The sequence below is a fragment of the Pseudomonas quasicaspiana genome (assembly GCF_021147825.1).
In the GTDB taxonomy this organism is placed as follows: Bacteria; Pseudomonadota; Gammaproteobacteria; order Pseudomonadales; family Pseudomonadaceae; genus Aquipseudomonas; species Aquipseudomonas quasicaspiana.
The window spans coordinates 17,458-33,601 of the sequence record NZ_JAGTPI010000064.1; the positions used below are offsets into that span (position 1 = coordinate 17,458).

Consider the following 16,144-nt stretch of genomic DNA (forward strand, 5'->3'; position numbering starts at 1 on the left):
TTTCACACACTCTGTGTGGAAGCGAATTCATTTGCGAAGGTGATCTGTCAGAACAGGATTTTTAACCCTTTCGCGAATGAATTTGCTCCCACAGAAAAACATCTCAGGTTAAGTGATTTGGTGTTCTTGGCTCAGCTCTCCTTGTGTTCCCTCCCTCGCAACAGGTTATCCGGCATTGCCAGTGCGGCAGCCAGGCCCAGCAGTGAGATTGCAGCGCTGACGGTCATCAGGTGGCGGAATGTTATCGACAGTTGATCGCGCAGGATTTGCAGAGCCGGGCCGCTGGCGGCGTTGAGACTGTCCATCAGCACATTGCCGGATGCGCCTTCACCACCGATTGCGCCAGCACCAGCCAGCCCGGTACCACCAAATTCGGTGCCTTGCAGCATCGCCAGCAACAGTGCCGACATCAGCGCTACACCTACCGCGCCACCCAGAGAGCGGAACAGGTTAGTGGTGCTGGTCGCCACGCCCATGTCGTGCTTCGCTACCGAGTTTTGCGTCCCCACCAGTGACGTCGGGAACTGCATACCGCTGGCGATCCCCGTCAACACCATGAACAGACTGGTCAGCAGCAACGATTGCGGGTCGGTAAACGCCATGCCGAGAATCGCCATCGGCATCAACATCGCGCCGGTGAGGATCATGGGCTTGTAGCGCCCGGTCAACGAAGTCCGACGGCCTGCAAAGAAAGCGCCCATGGGCATGCCAATCGCCAGTGGTAAAAGGTGCAGCGCGGCGCTGTCGGCACCGCCGCCGGTGACCGTCTGATAACGCAGCGGCACCAGCACGATCAGCGAAATCGCCTGGAAGCTGGTGAAGAAAATCGTGCACCAGCAGAGCACTGCGCTGCGGTTGGCGAACAGATGCATCGGCAGCAACGGTTCGACTGCACGGCGCTCGTACCAGGCGAAAAAGATCAGCGCCAGCAATGCGACACCCAGCAGTGTCAGCACCTGTTGATCCCGCCAGCTGTGGCCCTGGCCTATTTCAGTGATACCCAGCAACAGCGCAGTCAGGCCGACGATCATCAGCACCGTGCCCAGGTAATCGATGATGGGTTTGCGTTGCGGGACAGGCAGGCCAAGCAAGGTGCGTTTGGCAAACCACCAGGCGATCAAGCCCATTGGCAGATTGATCAGGAACACCCAGCGCCAGGACAGATACTGGGTCATGACCCCACCCAGTACCGGTCCGGCCACACTGGCCAGCGCATACATGCCACTGAAATAGCCCTGATAGCGGCCTCGCTCCCGGGGCGGTACCAGGTCACCAATGATCGCCTGACTGACTGAAACCATGCCGCCTGCACCAATGCCCTGAATGACCCGCGCAAGCACCAGTTGCTCCATGCTTTGCGCCATGCCGCAGAACAACGATGCCAAGGTGAAAAGCCCCAGCCCGAAGAGCATCAATTTGCGTCGGCCATACAAGTCGCCCAGCTTGCCGTAGATCGGCACGGCCACGGTAAGGGCCACCATGTAAGCGGAAATCACCCAAGCCAACAGGTCGAAATCATTGAACTGGGTTGAAATGGCAGGAATCGAGACGGCAACAATCGTCTGATCCAGAGCGCTGAGGAATACGGCCATCATCAATGCGTATAGAACGCTACGGATTGAAGGCGTGGTGTGGGGAAGACTGGTCAAGGCAAAACCTGATCGACAGTAATATCCGCCGAATGCCGACGGGGAGTGCAATCAGTCTAAGCCGATAGCTCCCTAATCGATAGCTGCCTTATGCATTTTTGGTGACTTAAACGCTTCAGCGTTACCTCATCGCAATGCGCTGAATGTTGCAGTGCTGGGGACGCAATGACCGAAGCTGCAAGTCGCGACTTGTGGCGCCTGACGAGCAAGTTCGTTGCGATAGACGCCAGCTGCATACACCGCGATGACGGCACTGATACTCAAGACGGTGACGCATTTTTTTATTTTTATGTTCATGTCGCTTTCCTCGTTCCAACTACTTGGCAGTTCAGGAAGGATTAAAGCGAGTGTAGGGCAGGGGCGCTGGAGTCGTAGGACAGAATTGATCTATTGGATATGGCGTATTGCCTTAAAAGTTATAGCGTCGTTAAGCACCAATCACTTCTACAGGACTGTGTGGCGAGCAGCACTAAACAGTCGCCCGCAACCGCGCCAGATCCCGAAGCGGCGGGGCGCCGAACAGGCGGCTGTATTCACGGCTGAATTGCGAAGGGCTTTCGTAGCCTACCTTGTAGCCCGCCGCCGACGCGTCGAGCCCATCGGCCAGCATCAAGCGTCGTGCCTCCTGAAGCCGCAAATGCTTCTGGTACTGCAACGGACTCATTGCCGTTACGGCCTTGAAGCGATGGTGCAGGGTTGAAACGCTGAGGTTCACCTCCCTGGCCAGTTCTTCAATGCGCAAGGGCTCGGTGAAATTCTGGTTGAGCCACCGAATCGCCTGGGTCACGCGATGAGTCTGGCAACTGGTGATGGCGATTTCGTAAAGGCGGTGACCCTGGGGGCTGCGCAAAAGGCGATAAAGGATTTCGCGTTTGATCAGCGGCGCAAGCATCGCGATGTCTTTCGGGCTGTCGAGCAAACGTGACAGACGTAGCACTGCATCCAACAGTTGGGTGTCGATTCTTTCTATATAAAGGCCGCGTCCGCTAGGTCGGGTCGGAACACTCATCGGCCCGGCTTCTGCGATCAGCGCATTGATATCCGCGGGGTCGATGTCCAGTCGCAAGGCCAGATTAGGATTTTCCGGCGTCGCGTGAAGGATCCTGCCGCTTAGCGGCAATGCGACAGACAGCACCAGATAGTTCAGGGGGTCGTAGGTGTAGGTCTCATCGCCGAGGCGCACTTCCTTGCTGCCGTGGGCGAACAGGCACAGTGCGGGCTGGACCAGGCTGGGCAGCGATTGCGCCGGGCTTTCATAGCGCACCATGTGCAGCGGCGAAATAGCCGTCTGGAACGAGCCTTCGGTAGGGGCGAACCGGCGAACCAGATCAGCCAGCTCGATTCGCTGCTTCTCCAGGTCCTCGCTGAGCGGTTCTTTGAGTGGCTGGAGTGGCTGCATGGGCGAGTCCTTTAATCCTTTATTGATGTGCCCAGCTTATTTTTGTGCAAGCCAAAGCACTACCCGATTCCTGCGAGATGATTGCCTGATCCTGCCAGGGTGCGTATTCCGGGCTGCTAAACCGGATCCAGGATTGCCTGGTGCTGCGTGGGAATTCTCTTTGCTGATCATCTTGCTTCTGAGGGGTTTTTCACAGCGCTGCAGGATCAGGCAAGAAGCCAACAGTAACTGACTAACGACCATTGCGCTAAGCCTCTAATCTCGGTTCCTGTCGCCGCACCCCTGATAATCATCCTGCAGACAAAGGAGCCATGACCATGCCTCAGTCATCACCCGTGAGCCATCTGGTTTTCGCCCGCGCCAGGACTGGTCAGAGCGAACAACTGGGCGAGCGCCTGCGCTGCCTGATCGAGCCTTCACGCACGGCCGACGGTTGCTTGAGCTTCGCGTTAAAGAACTCGCAGAAGGACCCTGATCTGTGGCTGATTTCCGGCTACTGGACCAGTGAGGATGCAATGAACCGCTGGCTGACCACCCCCGAGTTGCAAGTGTTCTCCGATGTCATGCAGACCTATATGGTCAGCAGCCTGGATTTCCATACTTTCGCTACGCAGGCTGAAGCCGAGCAGCTGATGCAAGCGGTTTAAGCGCTGTCGGTTTAGAATCCCCTGCTTTAAGTCACAGGCAGGATCTGCACCCATGGCACGTAAAGAACTCAATGGCTTCGAAGCCGTTTCTGCAGTTGTTCCGGGCGAGGGTGGCTACAGCGCCGCCATTGCAGTAAAAGGCCTGGGGGCCGGTGGTGCGCCGGTATTCAACCGGGTGCTGCCAGAGCAGAAATTCAAGACCGCCCATGAAGCCGACGTTGCAGCCAGTGCCGAGCTGAACCGCTTGATCGACATCGATGCTGAGGGCGGCCTTTCATTTCAGGCTCATTGATCAGGCTTTGGGACGGTGCATCTTGAACAGCGCTTCAGGGCCTAGCTGGAAGTAATCCGCCGGGCCGCCGCCACGCAGAATCGGTTCGCCCGCTGCGGTGTCGTAAATCCCGTCCTTCAGCAGCGATTTAGCGATATGCACCGCTACTACCTCGCCAAGAATCAACCAGCTGGGCACGACTTCCTTGTCGGCACGCTGTAACTGGATGATCTGGGTCACCTTGCATTCGAACGAAACTGGCGTCTCCTTCACGCGCGGCACCGCCACGATTTGCGAGGCCAGTGGCGTCAGGTTCGCCAGTTCGAATTCGCTGACATCCGCAGCAACCGGCGCGCAGCTCTGATTCATGGCTTCGGCCAGCGAGCGCGTGGCCAGATTCCAGACAAACTCGCCGGTCTGCTCGATGTTATTAAGGCTGTCTTTGCGGCCAACGCTGCAAAAGCCAATGATCGGCGGGATGTAGTTGAAGGCGTTGAAAAAGCTGTACGGCGCCAGGTTCAGCTTGCCGTCAGCATCCTGGGAAGAAATCCAGCCGATAGGGCGGGGGCCCACGATGGCGTTGAACGGGTCGTGAGGCAGGCCGTGGCCGAGAGAAGGTTCGTAAGAGTAGATATCGTCTGACATGGGCTAATCCTGTTGGCCTGCGCGGCGCATGAAAAGATGCGTCTATAGTGCCTGACAATTTATAGCGCCTGACAGTTTCGCGTGGTTCAAAAACGATTAAGCCCGGCACTGGGCCGGGCTAAAGGGAACACGTCGAGCTGTTATACCCGACGGTTTGCACCTACGCGGTCTGCGCCATCAGCGGCCAGACGATTAGCACCCACATGGTCAGCGCCGTCGGAGGTCAGACGATTTGCACCAACACGGTCAGCACCGTCTTCAGCCAGACGATTAGCACCTACATGGTCTGCGCCATCAGCGGCTTGGCGATTAGGACCTACGCGATCAGCACCGTCTTCAGCCAAACGATCTGCGCCGATCTGGTCAGTGTTGACGGCGGCCTGACGGATGCTGCCAACGTTAGTGTGTACGGAACCGCCTTCAGCAACTGTCAGCGTCGAAGACTGCTCGATTGCATTAGTGTGATCGTTGCCTGGCAGGCTAGGCATTTGTGGTGAAGCGAAAGCGCTCGAAGCCAGAACAGAGAAGGCAAGACCAAAAATCAGTTTGTTGGTTTTCATGATTGTTACTCCAGTAATCGAATGGGTTGTCAGTTCGGTATGGAGTGAATGCTACGCGCCTGAAATTTATTCAGAAGTGAATAGCAGTGCTAACGACCATCGCTATAAATGATAGTAGGCGGGAGAGCGCGATTTTCGGGCTTTGCAGGTCTGCTTGCCTCGGAGTGGTGCAATTCTCTGAAAAACTTTGTAATAAACCCACTTGACAAAATTATATCGTCATTATTATTGCCATTTTTGTAGGGTTTTTAGCCAGGAATTGCACTGATATCGTTAGTGTTAGTTGCGAGTCGCTCTCATTAAAAAGGGCAGACACACTGAATGTGGCTGCCCTTCATCATTACCGCTGATATGAATCTCAGTCAGTTTCAATCCGCGAGTGCTTGCGGGTGTCCTTCATGAACACATAAACCAGCAGCGAACAGGCGATACAGGCGGTGACGTACCAGTAGTAACCGGTTTCCATGCCAATACTCTTGAACCACAGCGCGATGTATTCAGCGGTGCCGCCAAAGATCGAGACGGTCAGTGCGTAGGGCAAACCTACACCCAGGGCGCGAATCTCGGTCGGGAACAGCTCGGCTTTTACCACTGCGTTAATCGAGGTGTAGCCACTGACGATGATCAGCGCCGCCATGATCAGGAAGAACGCACCCCACCAGGACTGGATCGTGTGCAAGGTGGTCAGGATCGGCACCGTGCACAACGTACCCATCACACCGAAGGCGATCAGGATTGGCCGACGACCGATCTTATCGGATAGAGCCCCCACCAGCGGTTGAATCACCATGAACAGAAACAACGTGGCAGCCGAGATAGTGGTCGAGTCGCTGATGCTCATGCCGACCGTGTTCACCAGATACTTCTGCATGTACGTGGTGTAGGTGTAGAAAGCCAGTGTACCGCCCATGGTCAGGCCGACCACGGTCATCAGCTCCTTGGGGTGGCGCATCAAGGTGCGCATCAGGCTTTCTTTTGGCTTTTCCTTCTTGGCGCGGGTGAACGATTCAGTCTCTTCCATGCCACGACGCAGGAACAGCGCAACCACCGCACAGAGTGCGCCGATCACGAACGGCACGCGCCAGCCCCACGAGTACAGTTGCTCGGTGGTCAGCGTCTGTTGCAGCACGATCAGCACGGCCAGTGCGATGAGCTGGCCGGAAATCAGCGTCACATACTGAAAGCTGGAGAAGAAGCCCCGGCGTTCCTTGGTTGCCATTTCACTGAGGTAGGTGGCCGAAGTGCCGTACTCGCCACCGACTGAAAGACCCTGCAGCAAGCGGGCAAACACCAGAAGGATCGGAGCCCCGACGCCGATGACTTCATAGCCCGGGGTCAATGCGATGATCAGGGAGCCAAAGCACATCAGCAGCACCGACGCCATCAGCGCTGCCTTACGGCCCTTACGGTCGGCGTACAGACCCATCAGCCAGCCGCCAATCGGGCGCATCAGGAAGCCTACGGCGAAGATGGCAGCGGTGTTGAGCAGTTGTGCGGTGGTGTCGCCCTTGGGGAAAAAGGACTTGGCGAAGTACAGGGAGAAAGCTGCGTAGACGTACCAGTCATACCACTCGACCATGTTGCCGACCGAGCCGCTGAAAATGGATTTGAGACGGGTGGAGGTGGTTTTTTCGGCCGCTGGAGCGTTGGCCGACCCTTTGGAAGCAGAGTTGGGAATGTCCATCATATTCCTTGTTATTCATTGTTTTTGGAATGGCACGTCAATGCGCGCCTTGATATGGCTATAGCAGGAGCTGTGCCATATGAGGAAAGGCCGGTTTAGAGGGGGTGAGATATGAGCGATGAGCGGAAATCCGCTTATTGATGGTGTTGGGGTAGGCGGAAAATTGCCGATTTTTGAGTCGCTCAATCTTTTTTGAGATCACTATGTCGTTGGCAGTTAGCTGGATATTGGACCTGGAGCTAACGAGCAACGTGATGTAGCGATTTACACTTTACCTGGTACTCCGCCGGGATCTTTGTGGGAGCCGAGCTTGCTCGCGATAAACGATAACGCGGAACGGCTTATAGGTGCGTCTCATGCATCGCGGGCAAGCCTCGCTCCCACAGGGGATGGGTTCAATCTAGAAGATTGCATTTAGTTCGACAGTAGCCGCATCAGCCCAGGCAGACTTACTCGACAAACATCTCGCGCAATAACCCATGCCGCTGCATCTTCTCATTCAAGGTCCGGCGTGGCAGTTGCAGTTCTTCGAGCACGGCTTTGATATCCCCTTTGTGACGGGCCAGAGCGGCACGCAGGCATTGCGCCTCAAAGGCTTCCTGTTGAGCCGCGAGGGATTGTCCCGGATCGGTCTGCACTGTTGGCGACGACGTCAGGCCGAGAATCTGCCGTTCGGCCGCGTTGGCCAGCTCGCGAACGTTGCCGGGCCAGTCATGACTCAGCAACTGGCCTAACTGTGCGCCACTGAGCTCAGGGGCAGTGCGGCCCAGACGTTGCGCAGCCGCACTGGCGAAATGCGCGAACAGCAGGGGAATGTCTTCACGCCGTTCGCGCAGTGGCGGCAGGCGCAACTCGGCCACCGTCAGCCGATAAGCCAGGTCTTCGCGAAAGCGTCCGGCACGGGCTTCTTCCAGCAGATCGGGTTTGGTGGCCGCGACAATACGCAGATCGACGTCAATGGCCTTGTTCGAACCCAACCGCTCCAGCTTCTTGTCTTGCAGAACGCGCAGCAGCTTGACCTGTTGAGCCAGCGGCATGCTTTCTATCTCGTCAAGAAACAGCGTGCCGCCATCCGCGTACTCAAGCTTGCCGATGCGTTTGCCCTGGGCTCCGGTAAACGCGCCGCTCTCGTGGCCGAACAGTTCGGCCTCAAATAACTGCTCCGGAATTGCCGCACAGTTGAGCGCCACAAAAGGCTTGTTTGCCCGAGGGCCAAAGTCATGCAGGCAGCGCGCGACCATTTCCTTGCCGCTGCCGGTTTCACCGCGAATGACCACGTTGACCGGCAGTTGCGACAAGTCCAGCACCTGACGCCGCAAGGTTTGCAGGCCGGGGGAAACGCCCAGCAGCGTGGTCTCCAGTTGAGTCCGGGTGTCAGCCTGTTCGTGCAGGCGGCGGTTTTCCAGAATCAGCTCGCGTTTTTCCAGCGCGCGGCGCAGATTGCGCAGCAGTACTTCGGGGCTGAAGGGTTTTTCGAGAAAGTCATAGGCACCTTCGCGCATGGCATCCACCGCCATAGGCACATCGCCGTGGCCGGTCAGCAGAATCACCGGCAGGTCGGCATCAATTGCCTGCAAGCGGCTCAACAGCTCCATACCGTTCATGCCCGGCATGCGCACATCGCTGAGAATCACGCCGGGGAAATGTTCGGGCAAATTCGCCAGGCAGTCTTCGGCGCGGCTATAGACCTGAACATTGAAACTGGACAGGCTCAGCCATTGCTCCACGGCTTCGCGAATCGGGGCTTCGTCGTCGACCACAATCACTGAGTTCAACATGCGGGATCAGGCTCCAGATAGTCATTGGGCAGGCTGAACCAGAACCGCGCGCCATCGTTCTGATTTTCGGCGCTCAACCGTCCACCCAATTCGTGGACGATGGCATAGGACACGGCAAGCCCCAATCCCAAACCATCGCCAACAGGTTTGGTGGTGAAAAATGGATCGAAAATGTTTGCCAGATGCTCCTCGGCAATACCGCCGCCGCTGTCCGTCACGCTGATAAGCCAGCGCGTCTGCTCTGAATGAATACGGATTTCGAGGCGTTTGACGGGCTTGTCACGGATGGCGTCCAACGCGTTGCGCAGTAGGTTGATCAGCACCTGCTCAAGCCGAATGGCATCGCCGCGCACCCAGGCCGGTCTGGTCAGGTTCAGGACGCAATCAACATGCTCGTCGCGCAGTCGCGAGTCCAGCAGCAACAAGGCTTGATCAACCACCGCCGCCAGATCCAGTCGTTCGCGCAAACCTCCCGGGCTTTTGCGGGCGAAGGTTTTCAAGTGGCCGGTCAGTGCCTTCATCCGTATCAACTGTTGATCCAGCGGCTCCAGCGCTTTGTAAGCATCGTCAATTCGCCCGTGATCCAGCAGCAGGCGCAGGGTAGCCAATTGCATGCTTTGCGCGGTGAGGGGCTGATTGATTTCGTGGGCCAGTGCCGCAGACATCTGCCCCAGCGCGGCAAGCTTGGTCGATTGCACCAGACCTTCCTGCGCAGTGCGCAGATCCCGGGTGCGCTCCTGCACCTGACGTTCCAGTTCGTCACGGCTGTTTTCACGCAGCCGCGCCAGCCGCCAGCGTTGATAGAGAAACAATCCGAGAAACACCAGCGTCAGCCAGGTGCCCGCTGCGGCCAGCGCTGCGTTTCGGGCGTCCTCGCTGGCCAGTTGCGGTTTGCGCAAAAGGTGCAGGGTCCAGTCTTCGGCGGGTAACGGCATGGACTGCCACAGGTAATCGGCCTCGCCCTCCGGACCCTGCACGCGAGTCAGGTGGCTTTGCTTGTTGAATTCGCGCAGCTCAGTACGTTGCAGCGGCGACAGCGGTTGTTTGTCGTATTGGCGAGTCGCGGACAGCTCGGCGCGATCTTGCGCGGCGATGGGCAGCAGTTCGCGATAACGCCAGTGCGGCTGGCTGGCGATAAAGACGATGCCCTTCGCGTCGCTGACCAGCAACAGGTCGTCGCCCTTGGCCCATTCGTGCTCAAGGTCGGGAAACTCCAGCTTCACCACCATCGCCCCCATGAATTCTCCCGTATCGCCTGTCACCGCGTGGGAAAGGAAATAACCGGGAATGCCGCTGGTCACGCCCACCGCGTAAAAGCGTCCAACGCCTGTGGCTTTGGTTTGCTGGAAATACGGGCGAAAGGCGTAGTTGTGGCCGACGTAACTGGTGGGCAGCCGCCAGTTGCTGGCGCCGATGGCCAGGCCATTGCGGTCCATCAACTCCAAGGTCGATGATTGCGCCGCGCCGTTGATTTTCTCCAGTTTGCGGTTCAGGGCATCCTGGGAAACGGCAGTGATCGGGCCATTCAAGGCAGCGCGCAGTTCCGGGTCGAGTGCGAGAACCGCAGGCAATGCCCGGTAGCGTTCAATGAGGGTATGCAGGGTGTTGGCGTAAAGTGAAAGCTGATCCTGTGCCCGCGCAGCATCTTGTTCTACGCCATGACGCTGCGCCTGACGCATGGCCAAACCCGCCGACACAGCAGCGCCCGCCAGGATCAGCAGGACATACAGGGTTATGCGCAGGGATCGGGAAATGGAGGGCATGAGCGGGGCAGCCGGGATTTGCGCATTAGCTGGTTTGGAATGCTAACTCCTGTGGGAGCGAGGCTTGCCCGCGATAAGGCTGGACGCGATATACCTGATATCTGCGGCGTCTTTATCGCGGGCAAGCCTCGCTCCCACAAGGGGAAGGCCGCGGTGATCACAACAAATTAAAGCTCGTCTCTTTAACCGTCGCAGAATCCAGGCCAATCATGAGCTTGAACTCACCCGCTTCGGCAGCGTATTTCAACTGCGGGTTAAAGAACTTCAGGTCTTCTTCTGTGAGGGTGAAGGTCACGACTTTCTCTTCGCCCGCGTTCAGCATGATTTTCTCGAAGCCTTTGAGCTCTTTGACCGGGCGGCTGATGGACGCTGCAACATCACGCAGGTACAGCTGAACCACGGTTTCGCCCGCGACCTTGCCCGTGTTCTTCACGGTCACGCTGGCGGTCAGCTTGCCTTTGCGTGGCAGGTCCTTGGCAGACAGGGTGATATCGGACACATCGAACTGTGTGTAGCTCAGGCCAAAACCAAACGGGAACAGCGGGCCGTTGGTTTCTTCGAAGTAATGCGACGTGTAGTTGCCAGGTTTTTCCGTCGAGTACGGACGACCGGTGTTCAGGTGCGCGTAATAGATCGGTAGTTGACCTATCGAACGCGGGAACGACATCGCCAGCTTGCCGGACGGGTTGTAGTCGCCAAACAGCACGTCAGCCACAGCGTTGCCGCCTTCGGTGCCCGGGAACCAGGTTTCCAGGATCGCGTCGGCTTGCTCGACTTCGTCGACCAGTACCAGCGGACGGCCATTCATCAACACCAGTACCAGCGGTTTTCCGGTGGCTTTCAGTGCCTTGATCAATGCCTGCTGTGTGGCAGGGATATTCAGGCTGCTGCGACTGGCGGATTCGTGTGACATGCCGCGAGATTCGCCCACGACTGCGACGATGACGTCGGCCTGTTCAGCTGTCTTCACCGCTTCGTCGAGCATTTCCTGCGCCGGACGTGGATCTACTTCAACTTCGTGCTCGATGAAGTTCAGGTAGTTGAGGATGTGTTCGTTATCGCTAATGTTGGAACCACGGGCGTAAAGCAGTTTTGCCTTGTCGCCGACAGCATTGGCCAGACCGTCATACACGGTGACCGACTGATTCGGGCGACCCGCGGCAGACCAGCTGCCGAGCATGTCCAGCTGACTTTTGGCCAGGCTGCCGATCACGGCGATGGTGCCTTGCTTCTTCAGCGGCAACGTTTCGTTCTGGTTTTTCAGCAATACCAGCGTCTTGCGGGCAACGTCACGCGCTTCTGTGCGGTGCAGACGGTCTTCAGAGTAAGTGTCAGCCGGATCCTGAGCGGCATCGCCGATACGCAGGTACGGGTTGGCGAACAGGCCCATGTCGTATTTGGCACCCAGCACTTCGCGGACCGCGCTGTCGATTTCCTTCACGGACACTTCGCCGCTCTTGACCAGACCTGGCAGCTCTTCGCCATAGGCCTTGTCGTTCATGCTCAGATCAACGCCGGCCTTGATAGCCAGCTTCGCGGCTTCGCGGTAATCCTTCGCGACCCCATGATCGATCAGTTCCTTGATCGCACCGTGGTCGCTGATGGTCACGCCCTTGAAGCCCCAATCCTTGCGCAACAGGTCTTGCAGCAGCCACTTGTTGGAGGTAGCCGGTACACCATTGATCGAGTTGAGCGCGATCATCACACCGCCAGCCCCTGCATCAATACCTGCGCGATACGGCGGCAGGTAATCCTGATACATGCGGGTCGGACTCATGTCCACGGTGTTGTAGTCCCGACCGCCTTCCACTGCGCCATACAGGGCGAAGTGTTTGACGGCGGCCATGATGCTGTCGGCAGACGCGACATTTGCGCCCTGGAACGACTTGACCATTTCTTTCGAGATGCGCGAAACCAGATACGTATCTTCGCCGAAACCTTCGGAGCTACGACCCCAGCGTGGGTCGCGGGAGATATCCACCATCGGGGCGAACGTCATGTCCAGACCGTCGGCGCTGGCTTCGATAGCCGAAATGCGGCCGGTCTCGGCTATGGCGGCCATGTCCCAGCTGGCGGCCATGCCAAGGCTGATCGGGAAAATAGTCCGATGGCCGTGGATGACGTCATAAGCAAAGAACATTGGAATCTTCAGACGGCTTTTGGCGACAGCAGCTTCCTGAAGCGGGCGGTTTTCCGAGCGGGTAATGGAGTTGAACGTTCCGCCAATGCGGCCCGCAGCAATTTCCTTGAGAATCATCGGCTGCGGCATGTCCTGGGCGATGCTGATCAAGCGCAACTGACCGATCTTTTCGTCGAGGGTCATTTGCTTCATCAAGTTCGCGATGAAGGCGTTTTTTGCTTGCAGCGTGGCCTGGCCATTGGCAGCCGGGGCGTTGACATTGTTCGCAGCCAACGCTGGCTGACTGGCCAGACCGACCAGAAGACCGAGTAAACACAGCTTATTCATGAATGATTTCTCAAGGCTTGCCCGCAACTCGCATTAAATAACAGGCAGCCATATTTTATGGGTTTAGACCTTTGGTAGTTCTTATCGGCCAGGACTGCAGATTGTCACAGTAATTATCAGCGCACTTATGTATCTGTGAGCGCATGTTTCGATAGCCCGACGCAGGCCACGGATTATGCAGGGGAACTTCCGTTTTGGCTAAAGCCATGTCATCGATTCGGAATCAAAAAGTAACAAACAGTGCGGGGCTCGACAATCCGGGCTCACTCTTGCAAAGCTGCGTTTCATCAATTAATCCAACCTCCGACGCCTTAACCACCTAAAATAGCCGCCTTTGCTATCAGTTCGTCCCGAGGCGTTTTTAGATGTCAGTCACCGCTACTTCCACCCAGCCCGCACAGGATCATCGTGCGCAGTTTTTGAGTCTGCTGGAAAACAGTCTTTCCCAGAACTCGTTCATCAAGCTGGTGCTGGCCAAATACGTAGGCGACGAAGCCGAGTTGCAGCGGGTGATCATCAAGGCGTTGACGGTCAAGGATCAGCCTTGCCTGTCTTTCGTTTATCGCTACAAGACCCGGGACATCACCAAGAACTTCCCGTTGGTTGAGGCGGTGCAGGTCATCGCGCAACTGTTGCCCGAGTCTTTCAAGAACGCGCACTTGCTGTCGTTGAGCGATGAGGTCCAGCTGGAGTTCGGCAAAAAAGGCAAGAGCACGCTGTTCAAGAGCAAGGCCCAGCAGGAGCGCGAAGCACCGGCTGCGGGCCATGACCGTGAGAAGAAACGTTATCTGGAATTGACCCGCCCGTTTTTGACTGATTTGGGCGTGACCAACAAGCAGCATGAACTGATCCCGTCCATGTCACGCAAGTGGAAACAGATCAACAAGTTCATTGAAGTGTTTTCCCACGCCCTGACGTCCTCACCGCTCAAGCTGGATCAGCCAATAAAAGTGGCGGATTTCGGTTCAGGCAAGGGGTATTTGACGTTCGCGATTCACGATTACCTGCGCAACACTTTGCAGGCTGAAGGGCAGGTGACAGGTTTCGAGCTGCGCGAGGACATGGTGACGCTGTGCAATAACGCCGCGGCTCGCCTTGAACATCCGGGCCTGAAGTTCGAGTGTGGCGACGTACGCAGTGTCGCGCCCAGCGCACTGGACGTGATGATCGCCCTGCATGCCTGCGACATTGCCACGGATTATGCGATTCACATGGGCATCCGTTCCGGTGCGTCGATCATCATGTGCTCACCGTGCTGCCATAAGCAGATTCGCCTGCAGATCCAGAGCCCGACATTGCTGAGGCCGATGCTGCAATACGGCCTGCACATGGGGCAACAAGCTGAAATGGTCACCGACAGCCTGCGTGCGCTGCTGCTGGAAGCCTGTGGTTACGAAACCAAAGTGTTCGAATTCATCTCGTTGGAGCACACCAACAAGAACAAGATGATCCTGGCCGTCAAACGCGCCGAGCCGCTCAAGTCCACTGAGATACTGGCGAAAATCCAGGAACTGAAAGAGTTCTACGGTATCCAGGAGCAGTGCCTGGAAACGTTGCTGCAGGCGGATGGGTTTATCAGCTAAGTAAATACGGCCACATTCGGACTGGCGTGCCTAATCCTGTGGGAGCGAATTCATTCGCGAATGCTGAATTACATCCGTTAGATTTCTGTTGGATGTATGACCGCCTTCGCGAATGAATTCGCTCCCACGGATTTGTGTTTGCAGGCCAACATAAAATCTCCCACAGGTCGGAATCACTTTGAGCCTTTCAATTCATTGAGCCAGATCAATTCCCCCTTCCTCGGCGCGCGCATGCTGTAAGCATTCCCCACGCGCAGGCGATCACGCCGAGGTTCCATCATGAGCAGCACCTTTTTCATTCCCGCCGTGAACATCATGGGCCTTGGCTGTCTCGACGAAGCCATGCAGGCGATCCGTAAATACGGTTTTCTCAAAGCACTGATTGTCACCGACGCAGGTCTGGCCAAGGCAGGCCTGGCGACTCAGATCGCCGGGCTGCTGGTCGAGCAGGGCATTGACTCAGTGGTGTTCGATGGCGCCAAACCCAACCCGACCGTAAGCAACGTCGAAAGCGGTCTGGCCATATTGCGTGAGCGCCAATGCGATTTCGTGATCTCACTGGGTGGCGGCTCGCCCCACGATTGCGCCAAAGGCATTGCCTTATGCGCCACCAACGGTGGGCATATCAGTGATTACGAAGGCGTGGACCGTTCGAAGAACCCGCAATTGCCCCTTATCGCGATCAATACCACTGCGGGCACGGCCAGTGAGATGACCCGCTTTTGCATCATCACTGATGAGGTGCGCCACGTAAAAATGGCCATCGTCGATCGCAACGTTACACCGCTGCTGTCCGTCAATGACCCGGCAATGATGGCGAAGATGCCAAAGTCGCTGACCGCTGCTACCGGTATGGATGCCCTGACTCATGCCATCGAAGCGTATGTGTCGACCGCCGCCACGCCGATCACCGATGCCTGCGCTCTGAAGGCTATGTCACTGATCGCCGGTTATCTGCGCCGTGCAGTGGACGATGGCTCAGACATGGAAGCACGAGAAAATATGGCGTATGCGCAGTTCCTTGCAGGCATGGCGTTCAACAATGCGTCCCTGGGCTTTGTGCATGCCATGGCCCACCAGCTCGGCGGTTTCTATGACTTGCCCCATGGCGTGTGCAATGCCGTATTGCTGCCCCATGTGCAGAGTTTCAATGCCGCGGTCTGCCCAGCGCGCCTGACGGATGTGGCGCATGCCATGGGGGCCGACATTCGCGGCCTGGCGCCGGAGCAGGGCGCCCGTGCGGCGATTGATGCGATTCGCACGTTGGCGGGTTCCATCGACATTCCGCCGGGGCTGACGGCCTTGGGGGTGAAGGAAGAAGACTTCCCGGTCCTGGCAGCCAACGCGTTGAAAGACGCTTGTGGACTGACCAATCCGCGTCCGGCTGACCAGGCGCAGATAGAAGACATCTTCCGCCGCGCACTGTGATTGCCGTCTGCGCCTGGGCGAGCCGTTGCGGATTTACATGCGACGGCTGGATTTGCCGGAGATAGTGGTGGAGCAGTAGGGAAGGTGGGGGGCACAGAGGCTTGATTTGAAATGCTGTTTTTGTGGGAGTCGCCCCGGTGTCCCTGACACCACGCTGTCGCGCAGCAAACACGGACCCTGTAGGAGCGCGCTTGCCCGCGATTCGGCCTGTCAGTCGATGAATATATTGCCTGTGCTGACGCGATCGCGGGCGCGCTCCTACAGATGAAA

14 protein-coding genes are annotated in these 16,144 nt (G+C 57.2%); 5 read left to right on the forward strand and 9 right to left on the reverse strand.

Translation table 11 applies throughout. The features are described 5' to 3' along the window. Nucleotides 1-131: 131 nt before the first annotated feature. From KDX30_RS25135 to KDX30_RS25145, 3 genes are all read right to left on the reverse strand, one after another. On the reverse strand, nt 132-1,649 hold the full coding sequence (locus KDX30_RS25135; RefSeq protein WP_264760381.1) for an MDR family MFS transporter: 1,518 nt from the start codon (nt 1,647-1,649) through the stop codon (nt 132-134). 126 nt (nt 1,650-1,775) lie between these two features. Next, nucleotides 1,776-1,946, reverse strand: a complete 171-nt coding sequence (locus KDX30_RS25140) for a hypothetical protein (RefSeq protein WP_200866036.1) — start codon at nt 1,944-1,946, stop codon at nt 1,776-1,778. Nucleotides 1,947-2,118: 172 nt separating this feature from the next. Then, nucleotides 2,119-3,048 (reverse strand): AraC family transcriptional regulator, encoded by a 930-nt coding sequence (locus KDX30_RS25145; protein WP_231677789.1) that lies wholly within the window; start codon nt 3,046-3,048, stop codon nt 2,119-2,121. 317 nt (nt 3,049-3,365) lie between these two features. Between KDX30_RS25145 and KDX30_RS25150 the strand changes: the two genes are divergently transcribed. Both KDX30_RS25150 and KDX30_RS25155 read left to right on the forward strand, forming a co-directional pair. Continuing rightward, nucleotides 3,366-3,695, forward strand: coding sequence for an antibiotic biosynthesis monooxygenase family protein (locus tag KDX30_RS25150; protein WP_027898070.1), 330 nt, complete (start codon nt 3,366-3,368; stop codon nt 3,693-3,695). 52 nt (nt 3,696-3,747) lie between these two features. Further along, complete coding sequence (locus KDX30_RS25155; RefSeq protein WP_099268594.1) at nt 3,748-3,987, forward strand: hypothetical protein; 240 nt, start codon at nt 3,748-3,750, stop codon at nt 3,985-3,987. Here the strand turns inward: KDX30_RS25155 and KDX30_RS25160 are convergent, their stop codons facing one another. The 6 genes from KDX30_RS25160 to bglX all read right to left on the reverse strand — a co-directional run bounded on the left by KDX30_RS25160 (nt 3,988) and on the right by bglX (nt 12,863). Further along, nucleotides 3,988-4,611, reverse strand: a complete 624-nt coding sequence (locus KDX30_RS25160; protein WP_027898068.1) for a flavin reductase family protein — start codon at nt 4,609-4,611, stop codon at nt 3,988-3,990. 140 nt (nt 4,612-4,751) lie between these two features. Then, nucleotides 4,752-5,171 (reverse strand): hypothetical protein, encoded by a 420-nt coding sequence (locus KDX30_RS25165; protein WP_027898067.1) that lies wholly within the window; start codon nt 5,169-5,171, stop codon nt 4,752-4,754. A gap of 358 nt (nt 5,172-5,529) precedes the next feature. Continuing rightward, complete coding sequence (locus KDX30_RS25170) at nt 5,530-6,855, reverse strand: MFS transporter (RefSeq protein WP_027898066.1); 1,326 nt, start codon at nt 6,853-6,855, stop codon at nt 5,530-5,532. A gap of 449 nt (nt 6,856-7,304) precedes the next feature. Next, entirely contained in the window at nt 7,305-8,633 is a 1,329-nt protein-coding gene (locus KDX30_RS25175; RefSeq protein WP_231677790.1) for a sigma-54-dependent transcriptional regulator, read from the reverse strand. Beyond that, nucleotides 8,627-10,396, reverse strand: a complete 1,770-nt coding sequence (locus tag KDX30_RS25180; protein WP_231677791.1) for an ATP-binding protein — start codon at nt 10,394-10,396, stop codon at nt 8,627-8,629. The genes KDX30_RS25175 and KDX30_RS25180 overlap by 7 nt, the downstream gene beginning before the upstream one ends. A gap of 157 nt (nt 10,397-10,553) precedes the next feature. After that, nucleotides 10,554-12,863, reverse strand: a complete 2,310-nt coding sequence (gene bglX, locus KDX30_RS25185; protein WP_231677792.1) for a beta-glucosidase BglX — start codon at nt 12,861-12,863, stop codon at nt 10,554-10,556. Nucleotides 12,864-13,228: 365 nt separating this feature from the next. On the opposite strand from bglX, the gene KDX30_RS25190 reads away from it, so the two are divergent. From KDX30_RS25190 to KDX30_RS25200, 3 genes are all read left to right on the forward strand, one after another. Then, nucleotides 13,229-14,446 carry a class I SAM-dependent methyltransferase gene (locus KDX30_RS25190; RefSeq protein WP_231677793.1) on the forward strand — a complete coding sequence of 406 codons (1,218 nt, stop codon included), beginning with the start codon at nt 13,229-13,231 and terminating at the stop codon, nt 14,444-14,446. A 279-nt stretch (nt 14,447-14,725) separates the two neighbouring features. Beyond that, the gene (yiaY, locus tag KDX30_RS25195; protein WP_231677794.1) at nt 14,726-15,874 is read left to right on the forward strand and encodes an L-threonine dehydrogenase; all 1,149 of its coding nucleotides are present in this window, start codon (nt 14,726-14,728) and stop codon (nt 15,872-15,874) included. A 25-nt stretch (nt 15,875-15,899) separates the two neighbouring features. Next, nucleotides 15,900-15,953, forward strand: coding sequence for a hypothetical protein (locus KDX30_RS25200; protein ID WP_231677796.1), 54 nt, complete (start codon nt 15,900-15,902; stop codon nt 15,951-15,953). The last annotated feature ends 191 nt before the right edge of the window (nt 15,954-16,144 follow it).